The 22,580-nt window shown below is 77.1% G+C and carries 1 protein-coding gene and 1 pseudogene (1 of these 2 running past the window's edge); both read right to left on the reverse strand.

Annotated elements, in window-relative coordinates:
- A pseudogene (locus ACFYVL_RS43650) lies at positions 1-17,741 on the reverse strand (type I polyketide synthase); the annotation flags it as partial.
- Positions 17,710-22,580, reverse strand: the final stretch of a protein-coding gene (locus ACFYVL_RS43655; protein ID WP_389255574.1) for an SDR family NAD(P)-dependent oxidoreductase. It continues 5,965 nt past the right edge of the window; the window shows 4,871 of its 10,836 coding nt (coding positions 5,966-10,836); its start codon lies off the right edge, out of view; it ends in the stop codon at positions 17,710-17,712. The pseudogene ACFYVL_RS43650 and the gene ACFYVL_RS43655, both read right to left, overlap by 32 nt.

Consider the following 22,580-nt stretch of genomic DNA (forward strand, 5'->3'; position numbering starts at 1 on the left):
TGCACCATCTTGATCACACCCGCCACACCCGCGGCAGCCTGCGTATGACCGATGTTCGACTTCACCGAACCCAACAACAGGGCCCGCTCACGGCCTTGGCCGTACGACGCCAGGAGCGCCTGTGCCTCGATCGGGTCGCCGAGGGTCGTGCCCGTGCCGTGCGCCTCCACCGCGTCCACCTCGGACGCGACGAGCCCGGCGTCCGCCAGGGCACGGCCGATCACCCGCTGCTGGGAGGGGCCGTTGGGGGCGGTCAGGCCGTTGGAGGCGCCGTCCTGGTTGACGGCGCTGCCGCGCACCAGGGCGAGTACCGGGTGGCCCAGCCTGCGGGCGTCGGAGAGGCGTTCCACCAGGAGCACACCCGCGCCCTCGGCCCAGCCGACGCCGTCGGCGGAGGCCGCGAAGGACTTGCAGCGGCCGTCCGGGGAGAGACCGCGCTGCCGGGAGAACTCCACGAAGGTGCCCGGGGTGGCCATCACGGTGACGCCGCCCGCCAGGGCCATCGAGCACTCGCCCGAGCGCAGTGCCTGGATCGCCCAGTGCAGGGCGACCAGCGAGGACGAGCACGCGGTGTCGACGGTGACCGCGGGGCCCTCCAGGCCCAGGGTGTAGGCGACACGGCCGGACAGCACGCTGCCCGCCGTGCCGAGGCCGAGGTAGCCCTCGACGCCCTCGGGGAGGGCTCCGGCACCGCTGCCGTAGTCGTGGTACATCAGGCCGGCGAAGACACCGGTGGCGCTGCCGCGCAGGGCGGCCGGGTCCAGGCCCGCGCGCTCGATCGCCTCCCAGGCGGTCTCCAGCATCAGGCGCTGCTGCGGGTCCATCGCGAGGGCCTCGCGCGGCGAGATGCCGAAGAAGTCCGCGTCGAAGTCGGCGGCGTCGAGCAGGAAGCCGCCCTCGCGGGTGTAGCTGGTGCCCGTGCGGGTCTGGTCGGGGTCGTACACGCCCTCCAGGTCCCAGCCCCGGTCCTCGGGGAAGCCGGTGACCGCGTCGGTGCCGTCCAGCACCAGTTGCCACAGGTCCTCGGGCGAGGCGACGCCGCCGGGGTAGCGGCAGGCCATGCCGACGATCGCGATCGGCTCGTCGGCGGCGACCGCGGCGACCACCTGGGGTGCCGGGCGGTCGGTGCCGAGCGCCTCGGCGAGCAGGTGGTCGGCGAGGGAATGCGGGGTGGGGTGGTCGAAGGTGACGGTGGCCGCCAGCCGCAGGCCGGTGGCGGCACCGAGCCGGTTGCGCAGCTCGACGGCGGTCAGCGAGTCGAAGCCGAGCTGGAGGAACGCCCGGTCGGCGGCGACCGCGCCGGGGCCGTCGTGGCCGAGCACGGCCGCCGAGTGCTCGCGGACGAGTTCCACCGCGGCACGGCGCCGGTCCGCCTCGGGCAGCGCGGCCAGCCGGTCGGCGAAGTCGCCGGTGCGCGACCCCGCAGCCGTGCGGCGGGCGGGCGCGGGCACCAGGCCGCGCAGGATCGCGGGCAGCAGGGCGGACTGGGCCCGCAGTACGGGCAGGTCGAGCCGGGCGGCGACGGTGAGCGGCGCGGGCGCGGCACACGCGGTGTCGAACAGGGCGAGGCCGTCGGCCGGCGGCAGCGGGGCGACGCCGCCGCGGGCGATGCGGGCGGTGTCCACCTGGCCGAGTTCGCCGGCCATGCCGGCCTCGGCCCACGGGCCCCAGGCGATGGAGGTCGCGGGCAGGCCGAGGGCACGCCGGTGAGCGGCGAGCGCGTCGAGGAAGGCGTTGGCAGCGGCGTAGTTGCCCTGTCCGGGGCTGCCGACCGTACCGGCCAGCGAGGAGAACAGGACGAACGCCCGCAGGTCCAGGCCCGCGGTCAGCTCGTGCAGGTGCCAGGCGGCGTCGGCCTTCGGCCGCAGGACGGTGTCGAGCCGGTCGGGCGTCAGGGACTCCACGGTGGCGTCGTCCAGGACGCCGGCCGCGTGCACGACGGCGGTCAGCGGGCGCTCGGCCGGAACGGCGGCGAGTACGGCGGCCAGCGCGTCGGGGTCGGCCACGTCGCAGGCGACGACCTCGACGACGGCACCCGACTCGGTGAGTTCGGCGACCAGTTCGCTCGCCCCGGGGGCGGCGGGGCCGCGTCGGCCGAGGAGCAGCAGGGAGCGCACGCCGTGCCGCTCCACCAGGTGCCGGGCGACGAGCCCGCCCAGGCCGCCGGTGCCGCCGGTGACGAGCACGGTGCCGCCGTCGAACCGGGGCGCTTCCTCTTCGGTGCCGGGAGTGGCGGCGGAGGCGGCGGGAGTGGCGGTGGCGCGGGCGAGCCGGGGCACGCGCAGGGCTCCGCCGCGGACGGCGAGTTGGGGCTCCTCGGTGGCGAGCGCGCCGGGCAGCGCGACAGCCGCCTCCGGGGTGTCCAGGTCGACGAGTACGACACGGCCGGGGTGCTCGGACTGGACGCTGCGCAGCAGCCCCCAGACGGCGGCACCGGCCGGGTCGGGCACGGTGTCACCGGCCTCGACGGCGACCGACCCGCAGGTCACGACGACCAGCGGACCACGTCCCGGGGCGGCGGCCAGCCAGTCGTGCACGAGGGCGAGGGCCTGGTGCGTGACGGAGCGGACGGCCTCGGAAACGGGACCTGCCGTGGTGAGGGTGACGACGGTGGCGTCGGTGTCTTCGCTGGTGGCGTTGGCGTCGTCGTCGGTGGCGTCGGGGACGCTCGTGCCCGCCACGGCCGTCCTGGTGCTCGTGGCCGCCGGGGTGTCCGGGGCGGTCGCGTGCGGGGCGGCTGTCGTACGGGTGACCCGGGCGCCCGTTCCCGCGAGCGCGTCGGCGATGCCGAGCGGGTCCGCTCCCAGGAGCGTCCAGTGCTTGGCGGTGGGCGGGCCCGCCGGGCGGGGTTCCCAGGCGATCCGGTGCAGGGCGTCGGCCGTCGGGTCGGCGGTGACGGCCGCGGCGGGGCGCAGCCGCAGTCCCGCCACGGTGGCGACCGGGCGGCCCTCGCCGTCGGTCAGGGTGAGTGCGACGGTGTCCGGGCCCGTGGGGGTCAGCCGGACCCGCAGGGAGCGGGCGCCGACGGCGTGCAGACGTACGCCGGTCCAGGTGAAGGGCAGGCCGCCGTTCGCCACGGCGCCGCCCAGGCCCAGTGCGTGCAGGGCGGCGTCGAACAGCGCCGGGTGCAGGCCGAATCCGGCCTCGTCGACGTCCTCGGGCAGTGCGATGTCGGCGAGCAGGTCGCCGTCGTGCCGCCAGGCGGCCCGTACGCCGCGGAAGGCGGGGCCGTAGCCGAAGCCAGCGGACGCCAGGTCGTCGTAGAGGGTGTCCACGTCGACCGGGTCCGCGCCCGGGGGCGGCCAGGCCGCCGGGGTGCCGACCGGTTCGGGGCCCGCCGGGGCGAGGGTGCCGGTGGCGTGGCGGGTCCACCCGGTGCCGTCGGCGGGACCCTCGTCGGGCCGGGAGTGCACCGTGACGGCGCGCAGGCCGTCGCCGTCCGGGGCGTCGACGCGCACCCGCAGCCGGACGGCGCCGGTGCCGGGCAGGGCGAGCGGGGTGGTCAGCACCAGTTCGGCGACCGTGCCGCAGCCGATGCGGTCGCCCGCGGCGGCGGCCAGTTCGGCGAACGCGGTGCCCGGCACCACGGGGGTGCCGAGGACGGCGTGGTCGGCCAGCCAGGGGTGGGTGCGGGCGGAGAACGTACCGGTGAACACCACGGCGCCGGGTGCGTCCGGCCGGTCGGCGGCGTCCTCGGCGGGCAGTTCCACGGCGGCCCGCAGCAGCGGGTGCCCGACGGCGCCGATGCCGGCGGAACCGAGGTCGTCGGCGGGCTCGGCGGCCAGCCAGTACCGCTGGTGCTGGAAGGCGTACGTGGGCAGGTCGACGGTGTGTGTGCGGGGGCCGAAGAAGGCGGCCCAGTCGACCCGTACGCCGTGCGCGTGGACGCGGGCGAGCGCGGTCACCAGGGTTTCGGCGGCGGGCCGGTCCGCGCGGGCGGTCGCCACGGCGAGCGCCCGCGGCAGGTCGGGGTCGTCGGGCAGCGCGTCGGCGACCAGGGCGCTGAGGACCGCGTCGGGGCCGACCTCGACGTAGGTGTCCGTGCCCTCGTCGGCCAGCGCGCGCACGGCGTCGGCGAAGCGGACGGTGTCGCGGACGTTGCGCACCCAGTACTCGGGGTCGCACAGTTCCTCGCCGACCGGGGCGCCGGTCACCGCGGAGACGAACGGGACGGCTGGCGCGCTGAACGCGACCGCGCCGAGCACCTGGCGGAAGCGGTCCAGCACCGGTTCCATGCGGTGCGAGTGGAAGGCGTGGCTGACCCGCAGCCGGCGGGTCTTGCGGCCGCGTGCGGCGAAGCGGCCGGCGGCGGCGAGCACGGCGTCCTCGTCGCCGGAGAGCACGACGGAGCCGGGGCCGTTCACGGCGGCCAGCGCCACCTCGGGGCCCAGTTCGTCCGCGACCTCGGCCTCGCTCGCCTGGACGGCGACCATCGCCCCGCCGCCGGGCAGGGCCTGCATGAGCCTGCCGCGTGCGGCGACGACCAGTACGGCGTGCCGCAGCGTCAGGACGCCCGCCGTGTGGGCGGCGGCCAGTTCGCCGACGGAGTGACCGGCGACCAGGTCGGGGCACACGCCCCAGGAGTCCAGCAGCGCGGACAGCGCGACCTCGTGGGCGAACACGGCGGCCTGGGCGTACACGGTCCGGTCGAGGTCGTCGCCGCCCTCGGCGACCACCTCGCGCAGCGGCCGGGGCAGCACGGTGTCGAACTCCGCGCACACCCGTGCCCAGGAGTCGGCGAACGCGGGGTGGGCGGCGGCCAGTTCCTCGCCCATGCCCGCGCGCTGCGAGCCCTGGCCGGTGAAGAGGAACGCCGTGGTGCGGTCGGGCCGGGCCTCGCCCTCGACGGCGGCGGGCGCGCCGTCCCCGAACGCGGCCAGCCGGGAGCGCAGTTGCGCGAGGTCGTCCGCGACGACGGCAGCCCGGTACGGCAGTGCGGCCCGCTCGGTGGCGAGCGCGGCGGCGATGTCCCGGGGCCCGGCGCCGTCGGGCAGCCCGGCGGCGAGCCGGGCGGCCTGCGCGCGGAGCGCGGCCGGGGTGTGCCCGGAGACGAGCCAGGGCACGGTCGTCGGGTGCGGGGGTACGGTCGCGGGGTCGTCCGCGGCTGCGGGGGCGTCCGCCGCGCCGCTGCCGGAGGTCCGCACCGCCCCGTTCCGCGCCTCCGGAGCCTGTTCCTGCGGGGCCTGCTCGTGCGAGGCCAGTTCCTGCGGGGCCAGTTCCTGCGCGGCCTGCTCGTGCGAGGCCAGCTGCTGCGGGGCCCGCTCGTGCGAGGCCAACTGCTGCGGGGCCCGCTCGTGCGGGGCCTGGTCCGCCGGGGTCTCCTCCGGCGGGGCCTGCTCCAGCACCACGTGCGCGTTCGTGCCGCTGACGCCGAACGCGGAGACCGCCGCGCGGCGCGGTGCTCCCGTGGCGGGCCAGTCGCGGCCCTCGGTCAGCAGTTCAACCGCGCCCGCCGACCAGTCCACCTGTGGCGTCGGACCCGTGACGTGCAGCGTCCTGGGGGCGACGCCCCGGCGCATCGCCTCGACCACCTTGAGCACGCCCGCGACGCCCGCGGCGGCCTGGGTGTGCCCGAGGTTGGACTTCACCGAGCCGAGCAGCAGCGGCCGTTCGCGGTCCTGGCCGTATGTCGCGAGCAGGGCCTGCGCCTCGATCGGGTCGCCGAGCCGGGTGCCGGTGCCGTGGCCCTCGACGAGGTCCACCTCCGCGGGCGAGAGCCGCGCGTCGGCCAGCGCCTGCCGGATGACCCGCTGCTGCGAGGGGCCGTTGGGCGCGGTCAGACCGCTGCTCGCGCCGTCGGAGTTGACGGCGGAGCCGCGGACGACGGCGAGTACGCGGTGGCCGTTGCGGCGGGCGTCCGACAGCCGCTCCAGCAGCAGGACTCCGACGCCCTCGGACCAGCCGGTGCCGTCCGCGTCGGCGGAGTACGCCTTGCAGCGGCCGTCGGCGGCCAGGCCGCGCTGGCGGGAGAACTCGACGAAGACGCCGGGCGTGGCCATCACGGTGACACCGCCCGCCAGCGCCATCGTGCACTCGCCCGCCCGCAGCGAACGCACCGCCCAGTGCAGGGCGACCAGGGAGGAGGAGCACGCGGTGTCGACGGTGACCGCGGGGCCCTCCAGGCCGAGGGCGTAGGCGACCCGGCCGGACACCACGGCCGTCGCGGCACCGGTCACCAGGTAGCCCTCGGCGTCCTCGGGGGCGCGGGCGCCGAGGCCGTAGCCCTGGCCCCAGGTTCCGGCGAACACGCCGGTGCGGCTGCCGCGTTGGGTGTGCGGGTCGATGCCCGCCCGCTCGAACGCCTCCCACGAGGTCTCCAGCAGCAGCCGCTGCTGGGGGTCCATCGCGTGCGCCTCGCGCGGGGATATCCCGAAGAAGGCGGGGTCGAAGTCGGCGGCGCCGGTGAGGAACCCGCCCTGGTCGGTGTAGCTGCGGCCGGACCGCTCGGGGTCGGGGTCATGCACCCCGAGGTCCCAGCCGCGGTCCTCGGGGAACCCCGACATCAGGTCCGTGCCGGTGGCCACCGCCTCCCACAGCTGCTCGGGAGAGCTGATGCCGCCGGGGAAGCGGCAGGCCGTACCGACGATCGCGATCGGCTCGGACGCGGCGTCGACCAGCCCGCGGTTGCGCTGCCGCAGCCGCTCCGCCTCGCGCAGCGATCCGCGGAGCGCGGCGACCAGGTCCTCGTTGGTGGTGCCCATGGTGCTTTTCCTCAATCCCTGCGGAGCTGGTCGTCGTTCGCGATTCTGAGCAGGTCGTCGATGTCCATGGACTCCAGGGAGTCCAGGAGCGCCGCCGGGTCCGACCGGTCCTGCGCCGGGGCCGCCGGCGGTGGCGGGGGCGGTGCGCCGACGCCGGCCAGCCGGGACAGTTCGTCCAGCAGCCCGGCGGCGCGCAGCCGGTCGAGCGGGATGGCCGCCACGGCCCGGCGGAACGCTTCGTCCGGGTCGCCGGGGTCCGCCGCGGCGCTCGCGCGGGCGGTGCCGGTGGCGTCGGCTCCGCCGCCCTGGTCGCCGGCCGCGGCGCGCGGCGGTACCGCCAGTTCGGCCAGGACGTGCCGGGCCAGGGCGTCCGGGGTCGGGTGGTCGAACACCACCGTCGCCGCCAGCCGCAGCCCGGTGGCGTCCCGCAGCCGGTTGCGCAGTTCGACGGCGGTCAGCGAGTCGAAGCCGGAGTCGAGGAAGCCGCGCGTGCTGTCCACGGCGGAGGCCCGCGCGTGGCCGAGCACCGCCGCGGCCTGCGCCCGCACCACGTCGAGCACCGCGCGCCGCCGCTGGTCGTCGCCGAGTGCGGCCAGCCTGGCGGGCAGGGCCGGGGCGTCGTCGGTGCGCCGGTCCCGTGCGGGGGCCCTGACCAGCCCGCCCAGCAGGGCGTGCGGCGGGCTGCCTGCGCGGACCAGGGCGGCCGTGTCCAGGCTGACCGCGGTGAGTGCGCCGGTCCCGGTGCGGCAGGCCGCGTCGAGGAGCGCCAGCGCCTCGGCGGAGCCGAACGGCCGGATGCCGCCCCGGGTGATCCGCGCCCGGTCGGTGCCGCCGAGGGCGCCGGTCATGCTGCTCTCGGCGGCCCACGGGCCCCAGGCGAGGGACACCGCGGGCAGCCCGGCGGCCCTGCGGTGCTCGGCGAGCGCGTCGAGCGCGGTGTTGGCCGCCGCGTAGTTGCCCTGTCCGGGGGCGCCGAAGGTACCGGCGGCCGAGGAGAACAGGACGAAGGCGGCCAGGTCGGCGGAGCGGGTCAGCTCGTGCAGGTGCCACGCCGCGTCCGCCTTGGGGCGCAGTACGCGCTCCAGCCGTTCGGGGGTGAGCGAGCCGACCACGCCGTCGTCGAGGACGCCCGCCGCGTGCACCACGGCGCTCAGCGGCGGTTCGACGCCGGCGAGCAGGGTGGCGAGCGCGTCCCGGTCTGCGGCGTCGCAGGCCTCGACGCGTACGTCGGCGCCGAGCGCGCCCAGCCTGGCCGCCAGGTCGGCGGCGCCGGGCGCGTCCTTGCCGCGCCTGCTGGTCAGCAGCAGGTGGCGCACGCCGTGTTCGGTCACCAGGTGTTCGGCGACCAGGCCGCCGAGGGTGCCGGTGCCGCCGGTGACCAGGACGGTTCCCGTGCCGTACGGGGCGGTGCTGAGGACCACCTTCCCGATGTGCCTGGCCTGCGCCATCAGCCGGAAGGCCTCGCGGGCGCGGCCGACGGGCACGGTGCGCACCGGCAGTGGCACGAGGTCGCCCGCCGCGAACAGGTCCACGATCCCGGTGAGGATCTCCTGGATGCGGTCGGGGCCCGCGTCGACCAGGTCGAACGCCCGGTAGGAGACGTCGAGTCCGGTGCGGACGTCGGTCTTGCCGAGTTCGGCGAACCGGCCGCCGGGGGCGAGCAGCCGGAGCGAGGCGTCGACGAACTCGCCGGTGAGCGAGTTGAGTACGACGTCCATGCCGTGCCCGTCGGTGGCCGCGGCGAACCGTTCGGCGAAGTCCGTGGTGCGGGAGGACGCGATGTGGTCGTCCGGGAGTCCGGCCGCGCGCAGCACGTCGTGCTTGCCGGGGCTCGCGGTGCCGAACACCTCGGCGCCCCACAGCGTGGCGAGCCGGGTGGCCGCCATGCCGACGCCACCGGCGGCGGCGTGCACGAGCACCCGGTCGCCGGGCCGTACCCGGGCCACGTCGCGCAGTCCGAACCAGGCGGTGAGGTACGCCGAGGGGACGGCCGCAGCCTCGACGAAGCCCCATCCTTCGGGCACGGGTGCCAGCAGGCGCCGGTCGGCCACGCAGGAGGAGCCCATCGACCCGGGCAGCAGGCCGAACACCCGGTCGCCCGGGGCCAGTGAGCGCACGCCGGGCCCGGTCTCGGTGACCACTCCGGCGCCCTCGATGCCGAGCGGCTGGGGGTCGCCGGGGTAGAGGCCGAGCACGGTGAGGACGTCGCGGAAGGTGACGCCGGTGGCGCGCACCGACACCCGTACCTCGCCGTCGCCCAGCGGGGGTTCGGGGCAGCCGACGGCGGTCAGCCCCTCGACGGTGCCGGACGCCGCGGGCTGGAGCCGCCAGTTGCCGTCGGGCAGGACGACGGCGTCGGCGCCCGCGCGGACGAGGCGGGGCGCGGTGAGCGCGCCGCCTCGCACGGCGACCTGCGGTTCCCCGCAGGCGGTCGCCGCGGCGAGGGCCCGTGCCGACGCTCCGGTGCCGTCGAGATCGGCCAGGACGAGCCGGTCGGGGTGCTCGGCCTGCGCGGAGCGCACCAGCCCCCAGGCGGCGCGGGCGGCGAGGTCGGGCGACTCGTCGGCGTCGAGGGCGACGGCGCCCCGGGTGACGACGACGAGCCGTGCGGCGGCCCGGCGGGATGCGTCGTCCCGGTCGTCGGCCAGGAACTCCTGGAGGGCGGCGAGCACTTCGGCCGTCACCCGGTGCACCTCGGCCACCGGGTCGGCGGCCGGGTCCGTGGTGACCGGCAGGACCAGGGCGGCGGGCGGCGTCGCGCCCGCCTCGGCGCCGGCCGCCCGCAGGCCGTCGGCGAGCGCGGTGGCCCAGGGCGACGCGGTGCCGGTGAGGGCGAGGCCGCGGCCCGGGTTGTCCGCGTCCGTGCCGGTGGACTCCACCGGCACCCAGGCGGTCTCGAAGAGGGCGTCGGGCACGGCGGGGGCCGCGGCGGGGCGCAGCCGCAGCGAGCCGATCGCCGCGACCGGCAGTCCCTCGGTGTCGGTCAGCTCCACCGCGAGGGCGCCCGCCTCGCCCGTACGGGAGATCCGGGCCCGGACGGCGCGGGTGCCGCGGCCGAAGACCCGTACGCCCGTCCAGGCGAACGGCAGTCCGCCGTGCGCCGGGTCGGTGATCAGGCCGCCCGCGCCGATGGCGTGCAGGACGGAGTCCAGCAGGGCGGGGTGGACGGCGCAGCGGTCGGCGTCGGTGACCCCGTCGGGCAGTTCGGCCTCGGCGAACACCTCGGCCGTGGCGCCGTCGCCGCGCCGCCAGGCCGCCCGCAGGCCCTGGAAAGCGGGCCCGTAGCCGAAGCCCGCGTCCGCGAGTTGGGCGTACACGGCGGCGACGTCGGCGGGTTCGGCCCCGGCGGGCGGCCACGGTCCGGACACCGGCTGCGGGCCGGTGACCTCGCCCAGGGTGCCGGTGGCGTGCCGTGTCCAGTCGTCCTCGCCCTCGGTGCGTGCGTGCAGGGCGAGTTCGCGGTGGCCGTCGTCGTCGGGGGCCCCGGCGGTGACCCGTACCTCGACGGCTCCGTCGGCGGGCAGCGCGAGCGGGGTCTCCAGGGTGAGTTCGCCGACGCCGCCGGCGCCGGTCCGCGCGGCTGCGGCGAGCGCCAGTTCCAGCAGGGCGGTGCCGGGCAGCAGCACCGTGCGGCGCACCACGTGCTCGGCCAGCCACGGCCGGGCGGCGGCGGTCAGCCGTCCGGTGAACACGGCGGCGCCGTCCGGGAGCTGGACCTCGGCGGCGAGCAGCGGGTGTCCGGCGTCGGCCAGTCCGGCGCCGCGCAGGTCGCCCGCCCGGCCTGCGGGCAGCCAGTAGTGCTCGCGCTGGAAGGCGTAGGTGGGCAGCGGGACGCGGGTGCCGCGGCCGGCGAAGTACGCCGCCCAGTCGACGGGGAGGCCGTCGGCGTGCGCGCGGGCCAGGGCGTCGGTGAGGGCGGCCGGTTCGGGGCGGCCCGCGCGCAGCAGGGGCACCGTGAGCGGCTCGCGCACCTCGCCGTCGGTGGTGCCGTCGGCCGCTTCGGCCAGGGTTCCCTGCGCCATCGCGCTGAGTACGCCGTCCGGGCCGATCTCCAGGCAGCGGACGGCGCCCGCGGCGCGCAGGCCGAGGACGGCGTCGTGGAAGCGCACCGTGTCGCGGACGTGCCGCACCCAGTGGTCGGGCGAGCGGACGTCGTCGGCGGTCAGTGGGCGCCCGGTCAGCGCGGAGACGACGGGCACGGTGGGCGCCCGGAACTCCAGTCCGGCCACCACCTCGCGGAACGCCTCCAGCATCGGTTCCATCAGCGGCGAGTGGAACGCGTGCGAGACCCGCAGCCGCCTGGTGCGGCAGCCCTCCGCCGCGAGCGTCGCGGCGGCGGCCCCGACGGCCGCTGCGGTGCCGGAGAGGACGGTCGAGCGGGGGCCGTTGACGGCGGCGAGGGCGAGGTCGTCCCCGAGCAGCGGGCGCACCCGCTCCTCGGCGGCCTCGACGGCGGTCATCGCGCCGCCCTCGGGCAGCGCGCCCATCAGCCTGCCGCGCGCGGCCACCAGGGCAGCCGCGTCGGACGGCGACAGGACCCCGGCGAGGGCGGCGGCGGTGATCTCGCCGAGGGAGTGCCCGGCGAGCAGGTCGGGGACCACTCCCCAGGAGCGCAGCAGGGCGGCGAGGGCGAACTCGACGGCGAACAGGGCGGGCTGGGCGTACTCGGTGCGCTCCAGCACCTCGGCGGGGCCGCTCAGCACGAGGTCGCGCAGCGGCCGGTCGAGCAGCCCCTCGAAGTGGGCGCACACGGCGTCGAAGGCTTCCGCGTAGGCGGGGTGGGCGTCGTACAGCCCGGCTCCCATGCCGACGCGCTGGGCGCCCTGGCCGGTGCACAGGAACGCGGTGCGGCCCTGGGCGGCGGTGCCGGGGCGGGCGTCGGCGAGGGCGGCGAGCAGTTCGTCGGTGTCGCCGCCGGTGACGGCGATCCGGTGCTCGAAGGCGGTGCGGGTGGTGGCGAGGGAGCGCGCCACGGACACCGGGTCGGTGTCCGGCCGGGCGGCGAGGTGTGCGCGCAGCCGGGCCGCCTGCCCGCGGGCCGCCTCGGGTGTCCTGCCGGACAGCACCCACGGCACGACGTCGTCGTCCGCGGCACGGCCGGTGGCCGGCGCGTCGGCCGGCGGGGCCTGTTCGAGGACGACGTGGGCGTTGGTGCCGCTGACGCCGAACGAGGAGACGCCCGCCCGGCGCGGTGCGCCGGTCTCGGGCCACGGGGTGGCCCGAGCGAGGAGTTCGACCGATCCGGGGGTCCAGTCGACCTCGGTGGACGGCCGGTCGACGTGCAGGGTCGCGGGCAGGGTGCCGTGCCGCAGGGCGAGCACCGTCTTGATGACGCCCGCCACTCCGGAGGCGGCCTGGGTGTGGCCGAGGTTCGACTTGACCGACCCGATGTACAGCGGGCGTTCCCGCCCCTGGCCGTACGCCGCCATCAGTGCCTGCGCCTCGATGGGGTCGCCGAGCGCGGTGCCGGTGCCGTGCGCCTCGACGGCGTCGACGTCGGCGGGCGCGAGCCCGGCGCCGGTCAGCGCGGCACGGATGACGCGCTGCTGGGAGGGGCCGTTGGGGGCGGTGAGGCCGTTGGACGCGCCGTCGGAGTTGACGGCGGAGCCGCGCAGTACGGCCAGGACCTCGTGGCCATCGCGGCGGGCGGTGGAGAGCCGCTCGACGAGCAGCAGGCCCACGCCCTCGCCCCAGCCGGTGCCGTCGGCGGCGTCCGCGAAGGCCTTGCAGCGTCCGTCGGCGGCCAGGCCGCCCTGCTTGCCGAACTCGACGAACACGCCGGGGGTGGCCATCACGGTGACGCCGCCCGCCAGGGCCATGTCGCACTCGCCCGCGCGCAGTGCCGCCGCCGCCCAGTGCAGGGCCACCAGCGACGAGGAGCAGGCGGTGTCGAGGGTGACGGCGGGGCCCTCCAGGCCGAGCACGTAGGCGAGGCGGCCGGAGACCACGCTGCCGGAGGTGCCGGTGAGCAGGTGCCCCTGGAGTTCCTCGGGGGTGCCGTAGAGGCTGCTGAGGTAGTCCTGGCCGCCGTAGCCGACGAACACTCCGGTGCGGCTGCCGCGCACCGAGCGGGGGTCGATGCCGGCGTTCTCCAGGACCTCCCAGGCGGTCTCCAGCAGGAGCCGCTGCTGGGGGTCCATGCCGACCGCTTCGCGCGGGCTGATGCCGAAGAACCCGGCGTCGAAGTCGCCCGCCCGGTCGAGGAATCCGCCGACCCTGGCGTAGCCCGCGTCGGTGACGTCCCAGCCCCGGTCGGTGGGGAAGGCGCCCATCGCGTCGCGGCCCGCCGTCACCAGGTCCCACAGCTGCTCGGGCGTCTCGACGCCGCCGGGGAAGCGGCAGGCCATGCCGACCAAGACGACCGGGTCGTCCTCGGTCCCGGCGGGCGGGGCGGCGGTGGGCGCGGGCGGGGCGGCCGGTTCGTCGGCGGTGGGCAGCCGGTCGCGCAGGTGCCCGGCGAGCGCCTCGGGGGTGGGGTAGTCGAAGACGAGGGTGACGGGCAGCTTCAGGCCGGTGGCGTCGCGCAGCCGGTTGCGCAGCTGGATCGCGGTGAGCGAGTCGAAGCCCAGCTCCTGGAAGGCCCGGCCGGTGGGCAGTGTCGCGGTGGAGGTGTGGCCGAGTACGGCGCCGGTCTCGGCGAGCACCAGGTTCAGCAGTGCCGCCCCGTCGAGCGGGACGGTGCGCTCCGGGGCCGGTCCGGGTGCGGTGCTCTCGGCGGCCTCCGGCAGGTCGGCGAGGAGTGTGCTGCGCCGGGCGACGGTGTAGGTGGACGCGAACACCGGCCAGTCGACGGCGGCCACGACCAGTGCCGTCTCGTCCCGGTCGAGGGCGCCGCGCAGGGCCGCGACGGCGTGCTCGGGCGCCATGGCGGGCAGTCCCCAGCGGGTCATCTGGGCGCGGGCGGGGCCTTCGGACATGCCCGCGCCTCCCCAGTGGCCCCAGGCCACGGCGGTGGCGGGCAGCCCTTCGGCGCGGCGGCGCAGGGCCAGCGCGTCGAGGTGGGCGTTGGCCGCGGCGTACGCGGCCTGGCCGCTGCTGCCCCAGACGCCGGCGCCCGAGGTGAACAGGACGAACGCGGACAGTTCGCGGTCGCGGGTCAGTTCGTCGAGGTGGCGGGCGCCGGTGACCTTGGCGGCGGCGACCTCGGCGAGGTCGGCGGGGGTGACCTCGCCGAGCGGCTGGTAGCGCTCGATGCCCGCGAGGTGGAACACGGCGTCCACGGGGTGTTCTTCGAGGAGGCGGGCGAGCGCGTCGCGGTCGGCGGCGTCGCAGGCGACGACGTCGGTGCGGGCGCCCAGCGCGGTCAGTTCGGCGGCCAGGTCGCGGGCGCCGGGTGCGTCGGGGCCGCGCCGGTTGGTCAGCACGAGCCGTTCGGCGCCCGCCCCGGCGAGCCAGCGGGCGACGTGCGAGGCGAGCCCGCCGGTGCCGCCGGTGACCAGTACGGTGCCGCCGGGCACCCAGGTGCGGTCGGGCGTCCCGCCGGGCGCCCGGCGCAGCCTCCTGCCGTACGTGCCCGAGGCGCGCACCGCCACCTGGTCCTCGTCCCCGGCGAGGACGGCCGCGAGCAGGTCGCCGACGGCGGTGTCGATCCCGGCGGGCAGGTCGGCCAGTCCGCCCCAGGCGCGCGGCCGTTCCAGGGCGGCCACCCGGCCGAGCCCCCAGACCTGGGCCATGGCCGGTTCCACCGGTCCGTCCGCCGGACCGGTCACGACGGCGCCGCGGGTCACGCACCACAGCGGCAGACCGCCGAGGGACTGTACGAGGGCGAGGACGCCGGGCGCCGGGTCGAGGTCCCCGGGCGCGACGACGAGCACGGCGCCGGCGAATCCGCCGAGGTCGGGCAGGTCCGTCAGGGGTGCGGCCCCGGCCGGGGCGGGTGCCGGGCCGCCGGCCCGCACGCGGACGAGGTCGAGCCGTGCGTCGAGGGCGTCGGCCACCGCGTCCGCCCAGGCGTCGCCGTCCGGGACGACGGCCAGCCAGCGGCCGGCCGGACGGTCCGGGGCGGTGGCCGGGGCGTCGGGCAGGCGGGTCCAGTCGACGCGGTAGCGCCAGGAGTCCACGGTCTCCTCGTCGGCGCGGCGAGCGTGCCAGGCGGCGAGCAGCGGGTGGACGGTGGCGACGGAGTCGCGGGCGTCGGGGGCCGCGCCGAGGGTGGCGGCGAGGTCGTCGGTGGTGCCGCGCACCGCGTCCCAGAACGGGGTGTCCCCGGCTTGGCCGGGGGCGGTGGGCACGTCGAGCCAGTAGCGCTCGCGCTGGAAGGCGTACGTGGGCAGCGGTACGGGCCGGGCGCCGGGCAGCGCCCGGGTCCAGTCGACCGGGACGCCCCGCACGGCGGCCTCGGCCAGCGAGGCGAGGAAGGGGGCGGGGCCGCCGCCGTCGCGGCGCAGCGAGCCGACGGCCAGGACCGTCCCGTCGGCCTCCTGGACCGCCCCGGTGAGCACCGGGTGCGGGCTGACCTCGACGAACGCCCCGTAACCCGCGGCGCGCAGGGTGCGGGTCGCGGTGTCGAAGCGGACCGGTTCGCGCAGGTTGCGGTACCAGTAGGCGGCGTCGAGGGCGGTGGTGTCGAGGAAGTCGCCGGTCACCGACGACACGAACGCGATCCTGGCGGGGCGCGGCCGGACGGGGGCGGCGGTGGCGAGCACGTCGGCGCGTACCGCTTCGACCTGTGCGGAGTGCGAGGCGTAGTCGATGGGGACCCGGCGGACGCGCAGTCCCTCGCTCTCGGCGCGGGCCCGCAGTTCGTCCAGGGCGGGCAGGTCGCCGGAGACGACGGTGGTGGTGGGGCCGTTGAGGGCGCCCACCGAGAGGCGGTCCTCCCAGGGTGCGATCAGGGTGCGGGTGGCGTCCTCGGTCAGCGGCAGTGCGAGCATGCCGCCCCGGCCGGAGACCGCGCGCAGTGCGCGGGCGCGGGCGGTGACCAGCAGGGCGGCGTCGTCCAGGGTGAGGGCGCCCGCGACGCAGGCGGCGGCGATCTCGCCCTGCGAGTGGCCGACGACGGCGGACGGTTCGACGCCGTGCGCGCGCCACAGCGCGGCCAGCGACACCATGACGGCGAACAGCGCGGGCTGGACGGCCTCGACGTCCTCCAGGGCGGCGGGGTCGGCGAGCACCTGGCGCAGGGGCCGGTCCATGTGCGGGGCGAGCGCGGCGGCGCACTCGTCGAGCCGGGCCGCGAACTCGGGGGAAGCGGCGGCCAGTTCGAGTGCCATGCCGACCCATTGGGGGCCCTGCCCGGGGAAGACGAACACGACCCGGCCGGGGGCTCCGGCCACTCCGCGCACGACACCGGCGGCGGGGGTGCCCGCGGCGACGGCGGCGGTGCCGCGCAGCAGGTCGGATCGGTCGGTGCCGATGACGACGGCGCGGTGTTCGAAGGCGGAGCGGGTGGTGGCCAGGGCGTGGGCGACGTCGCGGGGCGCGTCGTCGGGCCGCTCGGCGAGGTGGGCGACGAGCGCGGCGGCCTGGGCCCGCAGTGCCGCCTCGGTCCGGCCGGACAGCACCCACGGCACGGGGGCGGCGCCCGCGCCGGGGCCCTGCGCGACGTCCTCGGTGCCGGGCTTCGCCGCGACGGTGCCGGCGTCGGCGGGGCGCGCCTGGCCGGTGCCGTCGTCCGCCGCGGCCGGCTCCGGTGCCTCCTCCACGATCAGGTGCGCGTTGGTGCCGCTCACTCCGAACGCGGACACTCCCGCCCGGCGCGGCCGGTCCCCCGCGGGCCACGGGCGGGCCTGCGCCAGGAGCCGTACGTCGCCCGCCGACCAGTCGGCCTTCGGTGTCGGCTCGTCCACGTGCAGGGTGCGGGGCAGCACCCCGTGGCGCAGCGCGAGGACGGCCTTGAGGACGCCGGCCACACCTGCGGCGGCCTGGGTGTGGCCCAGGTTGGACTTGACGGAGCCCAGCCACAGGGGTCCGGTGCGGTCGGTGCCGTACGCGGCGATCAGGGCCTGTGCCTCGATGGGGTCGCCGAGTACGGTGCCCGTGCCGTGCGCCTCGACGAGGTCCACGTCGGCGGGGGCGAGCCGGGCGTCGGCGAGCGCGGCCCTGATGACGCGCTGCTGGGCCGGGCCGTTGGGCGCGGTGAGGCCGCTGCTGGCGCCGTCCTGGTTGACGGCGGAGCCGCGCAGCACGGCGAGCACCGGGTGGCCGTTCCTGCGGGCGTCGGAGAGCCGCTCCAGGAGGAGGACGCCCGCTCCCTCGCCCCAGCCGGTTCCGTCGGCGGCGGCGGCGAACGGCTTGCAGCGGCCGTCGGGGGCGAGTCCGCGCTGCCGGGAGAACTCGACGAAGGTGGCGGGCGACGACATGACCGTCACCCCGCCCGCGAGCGCCATCGAGCACTCCCCCGCCCGCAGCGAGCCCATCGCCCAGTGCAGGGCGACCAGCGAGGCCGAGCAGGCGGTGTCGACGGTGGCGGCGGGGCCGTGCAGGCCCAGTACGTAGGCGAGGCGGCCGGACAGGACGCTGGCCGCGTTGCCGGTGCCCGCGTATCCCTCGACGCGGTCGAGGGCGGGGCGGGCGGCGGATATGTAGTCCTGGCCGTTGGTGCCGAGGAAGACGCCGACGTCCTGGCCGCGCAGCGACCTGGGGTCGAGGCCGGCGCGTTCGACGGCCTCCCAGGCGGTCTCCAGGGCGAGCCGCTGCTGCGGGTCCATGGCGAGGGCCTCGCGCGGCGAGATGCCGAAGAACGCGGCGTCGAAGTCCGCGGCGCCGTCCAGGAATCCGCCTTCGGCGACGTACGTGGTGCCCGGGTGGTCGGGGTCGGGGTGGTGCAGCCGTGCGGTGTCCCAGCCGCGGTCCTCGGGGAACGCGGTGACGGCGTCGCGTTCCTCGGCCAGCAGCCGCCACAGGTCGTCCGGCGAGGCGACCCCGCCGGGGAAGCGGCAGCCCGCGCCGACGACCGCGACGGGTTCGTGGGCGCGCTCGTCGTTCTCGCGCAGCGTCTGCCGCGCCTGGGTGAGTTCGCCCGTGACCCAGCGCAGGTGGTCGAGGAGTTTGGTCTCGTTCTCCACGTTCAGGACTTCCCGAGCTCGTTTTGGATGAAATCGAAGATCTCGTCTGCGGACGCCGTGCTGAGCTGTTCGGCGGAGGCGGCGGCCGGGCCGCCGGTGGGCGCGGGGGCCCACTCGGTGAGCAGCCGCCGCAGTTCGGCGGTGACCTCGCGGCGGGTCCGTTCGTCCGCCGCGGCCGGGTCGAGCCCGGCGAAGCGGCCGAGGTCGGCGACCGAGGGTGCCGTCGCGGCGGGGGCGAGCCCGTCCGCGAGGTGCGCGGCCAGCGCGTCGGCGGTCGGGTGGTCGAATACCAGCGTGAGCGGCAGGGTGAGCCCGGTGCTGCGGGTGAGCCGGTTGCGCAGCTCCACCGCGGTGAGCGAGTCGAACCCGAGGTCGAGGAGTCCGCGCCCGGTGTCGACGGCCGCGGCGTCCCGGTGTCCGAGGACGGCGGCGACCGCGGTGCGGACCAGGTCGAGCAGGACGCGCCCGCGTTCGTCGGCGGACAGTCCTTCGACGCGCCGGCGCAGGTCCGGCCCGGCGGGGGCCGACGCGGTGTCCGGGGCGACGGCCCGGTGGGCCTCGGGGATGCCGGAGAGCAGCGGGCCGGGCCGGACGGCGTGCAGGGACGGGGCGAGCCGGGCCCAGTCCACGTCGGCGAGCACCACGGCGGGGTCACCGGTGGCGACCTCCCGGCTGAGCGCTTCGACGGCCCGTGCGGGGTCCATGGCGCGCAGTCCGTCGCGGTCCAGCCGCCTGCGGACCTCGTCGGCGTCGGCCATGCCGCCGCCCGCCCAGGCTCCCCAGGCCACCGAGGTGGCGGGCAGGCCGAGTGCGCGGCGGTGCTCGGCCAGCGCGTCGAGGTGGGCGTTGGCGGCGGCGTAGTTGGCCTGTCCGGCACCGCCGACGACCCCGCCGAGCGCGCCGAACAGGACGAACGCGTCGAGCGGCAGCCCCGCCGTGAGGTCGTGCAGGACGTCGGCCGCGTCGGCCTTGGCGCGCAGCACCGTGGCCAGCCGGTCCGGGGTGAGCGAGTCGTGCACCCCGTCGTCCAGGACCCCGGCGGTGTGCACGACGGCGGTCAGCGGCGGGCCCTCGGCGGCGATCCGGCCCAGGAGCGCGCCGAGCGCGGCGCGGTCGGCCGCGTCGCAGGCCACCGCCTCGGCACGGGTCCCGAGTCCGCTGAGTTCGGCGACCAGTTCGGCTGCGCCCGGGGCGGCCGGGCCGCGCCTGCTGACCAGTACGACGCGGTCGGCCCCGGAGCGGGCGGCCCAGCGGGCCAGGTGCCCGCCCAGCGCGCCGGTTCCGCCGGTGATCAGGACGGTTCCGGTGGGCCGCCAGGCGTCGGGGCCTTCGGCCGGCGCCACCGGGGCGGGGGTGGCGCGCACCAGCCTGCGGCCGAGGGCCCCGGCGGCGCGCACGGCCACCTGGTCCTCGCCGTCGAGCCCGGCGAGTACGTCGCAGAACAGGGCGAGGTCCCGGTCGTCGGGTGCGGCGGGCAGGTCGACCAGACCGCCCCAGCGGTGCGGTGCCTCCAGGCACAGCACCCGGCCCAGACCCCAGACCCGCGCCTGTGCGGGGTCGGCGGCCTCGCCGTCGGCCGCGCCGACCGCGCCGCCGGTCGCGCACCACAGCGGCGCGGTGCTGTCGGCGTCGCCGAGCGCCTGGGCGAGTACGAGGGTGGCGGCGGTGCCGTCCGGGCCGAGGGCGAGCAGCGACAGCACACCGTCCCAGGGGCCGGCGACCCGCTGGGCGAGTGCGGCCCGGTCGGGCACGCCGTCGACCGTCAACGCGACTGTTTCCACGCCGCGTTCGGCGAGTGCGCGCAGGACGGCCGGTACCAGCGGGTGGTCGGCGCGGGCGGCCGGGACGGCGACCGCCCAGCGGCCGTGCAGGCCCTTCTCGGGGGTGCCTGCGACCGGCTCCCAGCGCACCCGGTAGCGCCAGCCGTCCACGGGGTCGGCCGTCGGCCGGGCCGCGGTCCCGGGCCAGAAGCGGGTGCGTTGGAACGGGTACGTCGGCAGGTCCGCCCGGCGGGCTCCGGTGGCGGCGAAGAACGCCTCCCAGTCGACGCGCGCACCGGACCTGGCGAGGCCCTCGACCAGGGTGCGCGGCTCCGGCCTGCCCTTGCGGAGCAGGGGTACGGCGCCGTCGGCCAGGGCGGCGAGGACGCCGTCGGGGCCGAGTTCGACGAGCACACCGGCCCCGGCCTCGCGCAGTGCGGCCAGGCCGTCGTCGAACCGTACGGTCTGCCGCACGTTGCGCAGCCAGTAACCCGGCTCGGTCACCTCCCCCGCGTCCGCCACCGTCGACACGATCGCAATACGCGGCTCGGCAAAACCGACCGACCCCAGAACCTCCGCGAACTCCGCCAGCATCGGCTCCATCCGATGCGAGTGAAAAGCGTGACTGACCGTCAGACGCCGTGTCCTGCGCCCCTTCTCCGACCACAGCGCCGCAACCGCCAGCACCGCGTCCTCGTCACCCGACACCACCACCGCCGAAGGACCGTTCACCGCAGCGATCCCGGCACCCTCCACCAGAGAAGCCGCAACCTCCTCCACCGAAGCCTCGACAGCGACCATCGCCCCACCCTCGGGCAACGCCCCCATCAACCTTCCACGAGCGGCCACCACCGCCACCGCATCCCGCAGCGACCACACCCCCGCCACATGCGCCGCAGCAAGTTCACCGATCGAATGCCCGATCAACAGATCAGGCCGCACACCCCACGACTCCACCAACCGGAACAGCGCCACCTCCACCGCGAACAACGCCGGCTGCGCAAAAGCAGTCCCGTCCAAACCCTCACCGGACGCAATCACCTCCCGCAACGAACGCGACAGATGCACATCAAACTCCGCACACACCCCCTCAAAAGCCTCGGCGAACACCGGATAGGCAGCCGCCAACTCCAGCCCCATACCGGCCCGCTGCGCACCCTGACCGGTGAACAGGAAGGCGGTGAGCCCGTCCCGTACGGTCACCGGGTCGAGGTCCGTGAGTCCTGCGAGGAGTTCCTCCCGGTCCGCTCCGGCCACGACGGCGCGGTGCTCGAAGCGGGCGCGGGCGGCGGCCAGGGTCAGGCCGATGCCGGCCGGGTCCGCGCCGGGGTGCTCGGCCACGAAAGCGCGCAGCCGGTCGGCCTGGGCGCGCAGCGCGGGCTCCGTACGGGCGGAGAGGATCCACGGCACGACGGCGGCAGCGCCGGGCTCGACGGGCCCTGCGGGCAGGCCGGGGGCGGCTGTTGGCTCCGCCTCCTCGATCACCACGTGCGCGTTGGTCCCGCTGACGCCGAAGGACGAGACTCCCGCCCGGCGCGGCCGGTGTCCGGCGGGCCAGGGCCGCGGCTCGGTCAGCAGGCGCAGCGCGCCCGCCTCCCAGTCGACCTGCGGGGTCGGTTCGGTGACGTGCAGGGTGCGGGGCAGTTCCCCGGCGTTCAGGGCCAGCACCATCTTGATGACACCGGCGACACCGGCGGCGGCCTGGGTGTGGCCGAGGTTGGACTTCACCGAGCCGAGCCAGGCGGGTTCCGCGCGGTCCTGGCCGTAGGTGGCCAGGAGTGCCTGGGCCTCGATGGGGTCGCCCAGCCGGGTGCCGGTGCCGTGCGCCTCGACGGCGTCCACGTCGGACGCGCTCAGGCCGGCGTTGGCGAGGGCCTGGCGGATGACGCGCTGCTGGGAGGGGCCGTTGGGGGCGGTGAGCCCGTTGGAGGCGCCGTCCTGGTTGATGGCGGTGCCGCGGACGACCGCGAGGACCTGGTGGCCGAGCCTGCGGGCGTCGGACAGCCGCTCCACGCACAGCATGCCCGCGCCCTCCGACCAGCCCGTGCCGTCGGCGCTGCCGGAGAAGGCCTTGCAGCGGCCGTCGGCGGCCAGGCCGCGCTGGCGGGAGAAGTCGACGAACACGTCCGGGGTCGCCATCACGGTCACCCCGCCCACGAGCGCCATGGAGCACTCTCCGGAGCGCAGCGACTGGATCGCCCAGTGCAGCGCGACCAGGGAGGACGAGCAGGCGGTGTCGACGGTGACGGCCGGGCCCTCCAGGCCGAGCACGTAGGCGATCCGGCCGGACAGCACGCTGGCGGAATTGCCGATGCCGACGTAGCCCTCGGCGCTCTCGACGCCGGGCCGCAGCAGGGACACGTAGTCCTGGCCGTTGGTGCCGAGGAAGACTCCGACGTCCTTGCCGCGCAGCGAACCGGGGTCGAGTCCGGAGCGTTCGACGGCCTCCCAGGCGGTCTCCAGGGCGAGGCGCTGCTGCGGGTCCATGGCGAGGGCCTCGCGGGGCGAGATGCCGAAGAAGCCGGCGTCGAAGTCGGCCGCGCCGTCGAGGAAGCCGCCCTCGCGGACGTATGAGGTGCCCGCGTGGTCGGGGTCCGGGTGGTAGAGGCCCTCGGTGTCCCAGCCCCGGTCGGTGGGGAACGGCGTCAGGGCGTCGCGGCCCTCGGTGAGCAGCTGCCACAGGTCCTCGGGGGTGGCCACGCCGCCGGGCAGGCGGCAGGCCATGCCGACGACGGCGATCGGGTCGTCGCCGGCCGTCGCGGTGGCGACGGCGGCGGCCGGTCCGGCTTCCTCGCCGAGGAGTTCGCCGCGCAGGTGGGCGGCGAGTGCCCGCGGGTTCGGGTGGTCGAAGACGAGGGTGGCGGGGAGCCGCAGCCCGGTCGCGGCGGCCAGCCGGTTGCGGAGTTCGACGGCGGTGAGCGAGTCGAAGCCGAGTTCCTTGAACGCGCGGCCGGGTGTCACGGCGTCGTCCCCGGCGTGCCCGAGGACCACGGTGGCGTGGTCGCGGACCAGGTCGAGCAGGAGGCGGTCGCGCTCGGCGGCGCCGAGGGGGGCCAGCCGTCCGGCGAGCGTGTCAGGCCCGGTGCCGGCCGGGCCCGCGGTGGTGTCGGCGG

The organism is Streptomyces sp. NPDC004111 (assembly GCF_042874215.1).
Taxonomy (GTDB): domain Bacteria; phylum Actinomycetota; class Actinomycetes; order Streptomycetales; family Streptomycetaceae; genus Streptomyces.